Genomic DNA, 8,312 nt, shown 5'->3' on the forward strand with positions numbered 1-8,312 from the left:
CTCGCCCTCCCCGTCGCCCTCGCCCCCCCCCTCGCCCTCGCCCGCGCCTTCACCTTCCCCCTCCCCTTCCCCTTCGCCTTCCCCTTCACCCTCGCCCTCGCCTTCACCCTCGCCCTCGCCTTCACCCTCGCCCTCGCCTTCCCCTTCGCCCTCGCCTTCGCCCTCCCCTTCGCCTTCACCTTCGCCCTCGCCTTCACCTTCACCTTCGCCTTCACCTTCGCCCTCGCCTTCACCTTCGCCTTCGCCTTCACCCTCGCCTTCACCTTCGCCTTCGCCTTCGCCCTCCCCTTCACCGGCTGGCATTCGTTCGAAGAAATGTACCGGCTGTATGCCGTATGTATACGCCTCGCTTGCGGTGAAATAACCTGTATCGTCGGCCGCGAAGGCCACGGCTTCACCCTGGATTTCGAATACCAGTGGCACAGGGCAAGATGGGCGGAACAGCGCTTCGTGAAGCATCTCGCCTGGAAGCCGCTCCCATAGATGCACCATGTAATAGGTGCGAATCAGGATTTCACCGCCCTCGGGCGACACGTCCCCCGCCGTAGTCATTCCGGTGGCCCCTCTATCGAAAAACAAGGTCCCAACCTCTTCCAGCACGGCCTCAACGCCAGGCGTGTGTGGCGCGGCTTTCCGAAAAATATGGCACAAGCCGCCTTCCACCTGCGGATTGGAACTGTCCTTGGTTATCAAGTAGATATCCCCGAGGACCGGGTCGACCAACAGGGTCTCGCAGTCATAAACGGTGGCCGGCGCGAACGGATAAACCAACGGAAACGCCTCTATGCCTTCCACGATAACATCCTGGGGCGTCTGCAGCGGGTCGACCTCCGGTTCCGCTATGCGGTAGATGACCAAGGAGGTTCTGTAGAGACCGTTGTTGCCGAAATCGCCGATGTAAAGGTAGTCGCGTTGCGCTTCCGGGCCCGGTCCGAAGGCAATGTCCTCCCAATCCACCGCGCTCGCCCCGTCGAGAAGATACGCGCCCAAGTGCTCGCCCGTGTGCGAAAGGGCGTACAGACACGGCGCATCACCGCTGTCATTGTGCGCCCAGAAGACCCCGATGTGTTGCCGGCTGTCCAGAAGACCCGAGAGTTCCGTCAGCGCGGGCCATTGGGGGGTACAGTAATCCACTCCATTCTGAAACTGAGGGCATGCATCGGCTGCCGGGCAGGGCAAGCTCGCGAATGCTGCAACAATGCCTAGCAGAAACAAACGGATTCGCGGACTACTCATGTCTCACCGTCTCCCCGGCGCGAGAAACATTCCCGGTCCCGCGCCGTCCTGTCCGGCTTGCTCGTCACTCGGCAACGTGCGATTGCCACATGCGGCTTTCATGTGCAAGGCGCATGCGCACCAATTGGTCCGGCCGCCTGCGCTCCGGCCGGACTCACAATGCGACTCCGGCCTTGCCCGTCGCGTGGCCACATACCGGGAAGATGCTATGCGAGCCCCGGGCAGAACCCGTCTTCCGTACCGTCCGCCGGGCAGTAGTGATACCCGCCGGAATTGTAGAATTGAATGACCCGCAAGAGTTCCGTCAACTTGATTTGCCAGTCCGGTCCCGACGGCGCGTAGTCGCTGTCATGTGGACAGCAGGTCTGGTCAGCGCCCGCACCGGGCACGTACCCGTCTTCCGTGTCGCCGGGATTCGCAGCGCAGTGGAACCCTCCCGAATTGTAGAACTGGATCACGCGCAGCAACTCGGTCAATTCGATCTTGCTGCTGAGATCCTGGTCCGCCGTGTGCCACTCATCGACGCACACATCGCCTTCACCCTCTCCCTCTCCCTCTCCCTCTCCTTCACCTTCACCTTCACCTTCTCCTTCTCCTTCTCCTTCTCCTTCTCCTTCTCCTTCTCCTTCACCTTCACCTTCACCTTCACCTTCACCTTCACCTTCACCCTCGCCCTCACCTTCACCTTCACCTTCACCCTCGCCCTCGCCCTCGCCTTCACCCTCGCCCTCGCCCTCGCCTTCGCCTTCCCCTTCGCCTTCCCCTTCACCCTCGCCCTCGCCTTCGCCCTCGCCTTCGCCTCCAGCGGTATCATAAACCGCAACGTCATCCAGACCGAAGCCGGCAAAATCATTGTTACTCGCATCGGTGGAGTTGAAGCCGAAGCGCACCTGGATAGTCGCGCCCGCGTACGCGCTCAGGTCAAGCATGGCGTGTTTCCAGACGCCGCTCGGGTCGCACAGGTGCGGCGGGGTCTCACGCGAAAAGACGTTGTCCGTCAGCACCTCGAACGGACCGCCGTCCGCCGATAACTCGACGGTCGCGTGGTCGTAGCCGGGCGCGCTCAGTTCGGTTTCGAGAAAGTATGTGAAATACAGGACCGGCGCTACGGCCGCCGTCAGGTCAATCACGGGGGAGGTTACGACGCCCTGCTCCGCGTCACCGTAGTCGTACGAACAGAGCGAAGTTTCGCCGAAATACAACGCGAACGGGCCGGAATGGCCGGGCTCCGCCGCAATACACAGGTCTGTGCGGGTCCAGAGCCCGTTCGCCAGGCCGAAGCTGTTGTCGATTTCGAATCCGTCCAGGCCGGAATCAAAACTCGCGACAAATAAGGGCGTTCCCGCGGGGCCGGACGCGCCTTCCAGGCATACGCCGGTCTCGCCTTCTCCTTCGCCTTCGCCCTCGCCTTCGCCGGACATCGGCGCGATGCAGATGCTCCATGAGACCAGTTCAAGCGGGAAAAGACTGTTATTCAGCACATGCAGCGTCCAGTCGCCCGCCGCGTTCGTGCTTTCCAGGACCGACAACAGGCCATCCGGGCGGAACACCCCGGTGTAAGGTGGCGCGCCGTCATAGATGCTTGTGCCCGCCTCATCGTCAAATACCGTATTGGTGAAATGACTGCCAGCGGCCGGCGCGTTTCCGACAAGCGTCACCTGCATGCCTTCCGGCGACTCCAGGAACAGCGAAACCTGTGTTGCGTCATCGCAGTTCAGGTTCACCGTCGCGTTCAGGTCCCCAACGGTGACTCCCTCGGACACGAACTGGGTCGAAGCCGCGCCGCCTGATATCGGAACGGCAACCGGCGTATCGGCCGCGCTGTACACCGTACAACCGTCTTCGCCTTCACCCTCGCCCTCGCCGCCGGACTCCGCTTGAATGCACAGCCTCCAGCTGTTCAGCGCGCCAATGGTATTGCCGACATCGCGCACCGAAAGCTCCCAAACGCCGGTCATCGATTCGCCGTCAAAGGTGGAAAGCGCCTGTTGCGGGTAGTACGACCCATTGTAGGGCGCGTAACCATCATAAATGCTCAAGGCGGCCTCGTCGTCCAGTTCGGTCATCTCGAAATTCTCGCCGCCGTGGTCCAGTTCCGAAAACAGCAGGATCTCGGTCCCCTGCGGCGACGTGAGGCGCAATTCCAGCGACGACGCCTGATCGCAGGTGATGTCGAAGACCATATTGACGTCCTGAACCGTGCCCGCGTCGAAGATCTCCAGCGAAGAAACGGCCGTGCCGCTGGTTTCAATCCCGACGGGCACGTCGACGGAAGGATAGGGCGCACAGGCAGGCTCGCCCTCGCCTTCGCCTTCGCCGCCTCCGTCCGCGGCCACGCACAAAGACCAGCTTTCCAGCGTCAAGTCGTAATCCTCGCCGGAAACCGCGCTGTCGGTCACATGCAGCTTCCACGGGCCGATGGCGGGCTCGCCTGCAAACGCCGACAGCGGCTCGATAGGCCGGAACACGCCCGTATACGGGGCCGCGCCGTCGTTGATGGACACGGGCGCCTCGTCGTCGAAAACGGTGTTGACCATGTTGGCCCCGGTGCAGTTCTGGTTGACCAGATACACCACCGTGCCGGCGGGCGATTCAAGACTTAGCGTAGTCTCGTTGTTGGCGTATTGCGTGATATTGACCGTGACGTTCACGTCGGTGACGAGGCCCGAAGCGCCTACGCTCACGCCCGCAATCATCGAAGTGCCGCCGATTTCCGGCGCGCTCTGCGCCCACGGGTACTCCGTACACGGGGTTTCACCCTCGCCCTCGCCTTCACCGGATGGTTCGACGATGTATGTCACGACAAGCCGCGGCCGTTTCTCCTCCTCGGGGTGCTCACGCGTGCAAAACCGCTTTACGCCCGTGATGGTGGATTCATCCGACTGCACCAGCCAGCCGCAGTTCGACTCCGGATCGTCCAGCCACGCCTGCACGTCCGAGATCATACGGGCGCGCGAACCGCCCGGCATCGCGGCCACGGTGTACGCGCCCGCGCCGCCGACCGGCGCCTGCGCCGTGGTCGTGCCCGCAACATCGCCTCCCGGAGCGCTCCACGACTGCGAGTTTTTCAGACGCTGCGTCCACGTCGCGTCGCCGTACAGCGCATCCGCGCCGTCCGCTTCATCGCCCGGCGCGTCCGAGTCTTCCTCGCCCCAGAGCCGGGCCAGTTTCGTCACCATGATCAGCGCGCTCGAATTGTCGTTCAAATACTCGTGATACAGCTTGAGCTGCGCGTCCAGAATGCGCGCGCCCGCCGGCAGGCCGCCAGCCACATCGAACTGGACGAGACCGCGCCGCCGCAACGGCGTCGCGTCGTCCGACATGCCCGCGAAGAAATACTGGCCGATGCCGTTGCTGTAGCGGCCCTGGCTGTCCTCGTAGAGCGTGTTGTCCTTCACGGGCGCGAGCGCGACCATTTGCGCTGGCCAGAACTCCGCGGTCAGCGCGTAATCCTGCGTCAGCGTCAGGGTAAGCGGATTGGAAGCAGAAGTCGTGTCCCCAGACCATCGGCCAAAGGCGTATCCGGCGCCGGGCTGCGCCGACAGCGTCACGACGTCGCCGTCGTTGAGCTCGCCGGTGTACGGCAGCGCGCGCACGACGCCGTTCACGCGCACCGTGCCCGCACCCTGTTTGTCGAGCATGAGCGTACGCACTTCGCACTCGCGGAACGCCGCGCGAACGGTCTTGTCGCCGTTCATCGAAACGAGGACCGGGTTCTCCGTGGACGAGACGTCTCCGGCCCACAACAGGAATTTCCAGCCGAGCGTGGTCGGGACGCCTCGGAGTTCCACGGTGTCGCACGCGGGATAGGACCCGCTGTAGGGCAGCGCCTCCGGCGTTCCGTTCACTTCGATGGCGCCTTGTCCCGTGAATACGGTTACATCCAGGGTTGCGGGTGCATCGGACACGCTGTACGTAAGCATGAATTCCGTGGGGTCGACCGTCGCGGCCGCGATCTGGTACGTGGTCCCAGCCTCCACGCAGCACGTGACACCGCGCCGCCCGTCCACCAGGCGCCGGTCCGGCACCCGCTCCAGGGCGGAAAGCGTCGTGCCGGTGTAGACATCGACGAAAACCGGGAATGCGCCGTAGGCGGAGCCGACGGTGAGCACGCCATTCGTGGGCGCGGTCCACGAGTACCAGACGGAGCGCGTCGCGGCAGCCATGTCCGCATGCGCGGGCTCATTCGTTTCTTTGCCCGCCGCGTTCGTCGATCCCGGCTTGTCGCCGGAGCCCATGGAACCCAGATGCAAGCGGTCCGCAAACATGTCGTTGACGTTCCACGAAAGCACGATGTCACCGGATGCCGCGCCGCTGCCGCCATTGTAACCGTCCACCGCGATGGCGTAATACGTTCCCTGCATCGGAAACGAGACCTGGCTCTGGTTCGTGCCCCCGTAGTTGTCGTTCGAGGCAACCAGCGTCAAGCCGCCCACGCTGCCGCCCGTGTACACGGCCAGCGTCGTGTTGAACGTCGAGCCCGCCGTCGAGAAGGTGATCTTGGTGCCCGTGCCGCCCAGTTCCACGACCGGCGGGTCGAAAATCCACCAGACGGACTTGCCGCCGATGTTGCCCGCGTGATTCGGTTCGCCGGTCTCCTTCGTCGCGCCGGTATTGCTGGAGCGCGCCACGCCGCTCATGCCGCGAATCCCGCCCGCGTCGGCGAAGTCGTCCGTCGCGGGAACCGATTCCGAACGCCAATTGAGGATGATGTTTCCGAATTGACCGTTCGGCCCGAGGGGGGCGCCGTCCACGACGACGGAATACAAGATGCCAGGTTCCGCGATGAAGGTGACTTCGCTGGTGTTGCCCTTCGACGCATCATTGTTGTACGCCACTTCCGTGAGCGAAGACACGGATGTGCCGGTATACACGCCCAGCGTCGTGTCGAAGTCGCTGCCCGCCGTGTCGAAGAAGACGCGACTCCGTTCCGCCGTGTTCCAGCGCCACCACACCGTGTGCGGTTCCGGGCTGTGTACCGGTTCGCCGGACTGGCCGGTCGCCGCGAAATTGTACGCCGTGACCGTGCCGCGCTCCCCCGTCAGCGCAATAGCGTCCGCGAACTGGTCGTTCAGAGGACGGGGATAGAGCATGCAACTCATCGTGATATAGCCGTCCTCGCTCTCCGAGCCGTCCACGGCGATCAGGTACGTGTTGCCATTCAATACACTAAACTCGACACGGCTCTGCTCCCCGCCAAAATCCGAACTCACCGTGACTACGTCCAGGGAGTCGAGCGCGGCGCCTCTATACACGGCTAACTGCGTATCGAAGTTGGTGTCAAAGGTGTTGATGACCATCCGGCCCGTGACAGGGGCTGTGTACTTCCACCAGAGCGACTTCGCACTGGGTTGTCCGGCGTGGTCGGGTTCGCCTGTCTCCGCCGAGGCACAGCGGTTGTCTCCATACTCGACGGCGCTGTAGAAACCCGTGTCTTCCACATCCATCTCGAATATGCGCGCATCGGCGAAATCGTCGTTGTAGTCCGGCTTCGCTTTCAGCGTCGCGTCGCCAATGAGCACCATGCCGTAGCGCCATTTCGGGTCGTTCGACAGGGCGTTGTACCACTGCAGAAACGCATCGCCGAAACAGTCGCCCGAAGCGAGCGCGGAGTAGAATTCGGTGTCGGAAGTCATTCCGCCGGATTTCGTGCTGCCCACGGCCAGCAGCCCGCCCGATTCGGGATTCAGCGCCGCCGTGCCGCCGAGGAAATTCTGCGCCGTATAGTCGCAACCGGAACAGACAAACAAAGAATAGAAACGGGCCATCGGGTCGATTTCGCGATAGTTCTCCACGCCCACATGCCCCCACTCCTCGCCGTCCACGGCGCTGAACCCGTGTCCCCAGGGATGGCCATGCGAGCGGATGTGTACCATCTGCATGGGCCATGTCGTCAGCCGCGCCATATAGTCCGGGCCGGTGGTGTCGTTCCGCCCGTAGATTCCCGTCACAAGGCAGTCGTGATAGACGCGCTCGGCATCGTCGATATCGCCCGGCCCAGAACCGGACCAGTCATCGTCGGGGTACACCAGCATCCCGGCATAGGACGGGTTTTGCGTCCGGTACCGGTGGGCCCGCGTGATATAGCTGGTCATCACGTCGGCTTCCGTACCGAGGTCCGGCATGTCGTGCGCCGGAATCCGGGAGACCCAGATATCGATGCTGCGCCCGCCGCTTTCGGTCCACGTATCGAAGAAGCCGTTGCCGGCTTCGACTTCGCGATCGTTCAACGTGTCCGACCACACGCCGTCCATGTCCATGTAGTAGAGGTCGCAGGGGAACGTCTCGCGCTCCCATTCGCCTGCGTTGTTGACCTGCATGCATTCGTATTCGATGTGCGAGATGTCGCCGATCAGAATCGCGCCCGCCAGCGAGTCCGCTTCCGCATGGGCGTCCTGGAGCGTTTCGCGCACGAAACCCGGCAGGCCGCCCCATACGTCGACGACAAACGTCGTATAGCCGTCCGCCGCCAGGTCGTCCTGGAACTGCGTCAATGCATCGGGAATAGCCAAGCGGATGTCATGCTCGACCATCAGGGCCAGGCGCGGCGCGGCCTTGCCGGCGCGGGCAGCCCCCTTCACTTCCGAACCAGGCAGGCGCTCGATGCGGTTCACGCCCGTGTAGACCGGCGGCACGCGCACGGGACGCGGCATCCCGCGCCATTCCGTCAGCTTCACCTCGTCTTCCGGGGGGCCGCCTGCCGCGCCCTGCGCCGCCGCAACTGCGCACGCAAACGACACCGCGAGCATCAGGAACACTACGAGACTCCGCATGGTCCACATGGCACACACTCCTTGACTTGCGCCGATTGTCCCGGCCTTTCCTCAAGAACCACCTGCTCGCACCAGAAAACCGGCGTTACATCCGTCTGATTCTACGTAGATCCTTCCTGTGCTCCCCGCCTGCGGGGGAGCGCTGGCTCAAATCAGTCCGGGGCAGAAACCGTCTTCAGTACCGTCCGCCGGGCAGTAGTGATATCCGCCGGAATTGTAAAACTGGATCAGGCGCAACAGTTCTGTCAGTTTGATCTGCCAGTCCGGGCCGGAAGGCGCGTAGTCGCTGTCGTGCGGACAACA

At 63.2% G+C, this 8,312-nt stretch carries 2 protein-coding genes; both read right to left on the reverse strand.

Annotated elements, in window-relative coordinates:
• Positions 1-1,236 (reverse strand): hypothetical protein (locus tag KA184_21790; GenBank protein MBP8132220.1); only part of this gene is annotated, 1,236 nt, incomplete at its 3' end.
• A 206-nt stretch (positions 1,237-1,442) separates the two neighbouring features.
• Positions 1,443-8,018 carry a proprotein convertase P-domain-containing protein gene (locus tag KA184_21795; GenBank protein MBP8132221.1) on the reverse strand — a complete coding sequence of 2,192 codons (6,576 nt, stop codon included), beginning with the start codon at positions 8,016-8,018 and terminating at the stop codon, positions 1,443-1,445.
• Positions 8,019-8,312: the final 294 nt, after the last annotated feature.

The sequence above is a fragment of the Candidatus Hydrogenedentota bacterium genome, assembly GCA_018005585.1.
In the GTDB taxonomy this organism is placed as follows: domain Bacteria; phylum Hydrogenedentota; class Hydrogenedentia; order Hydrogenedentales; family JAGMZX01; genus JAGMZX01.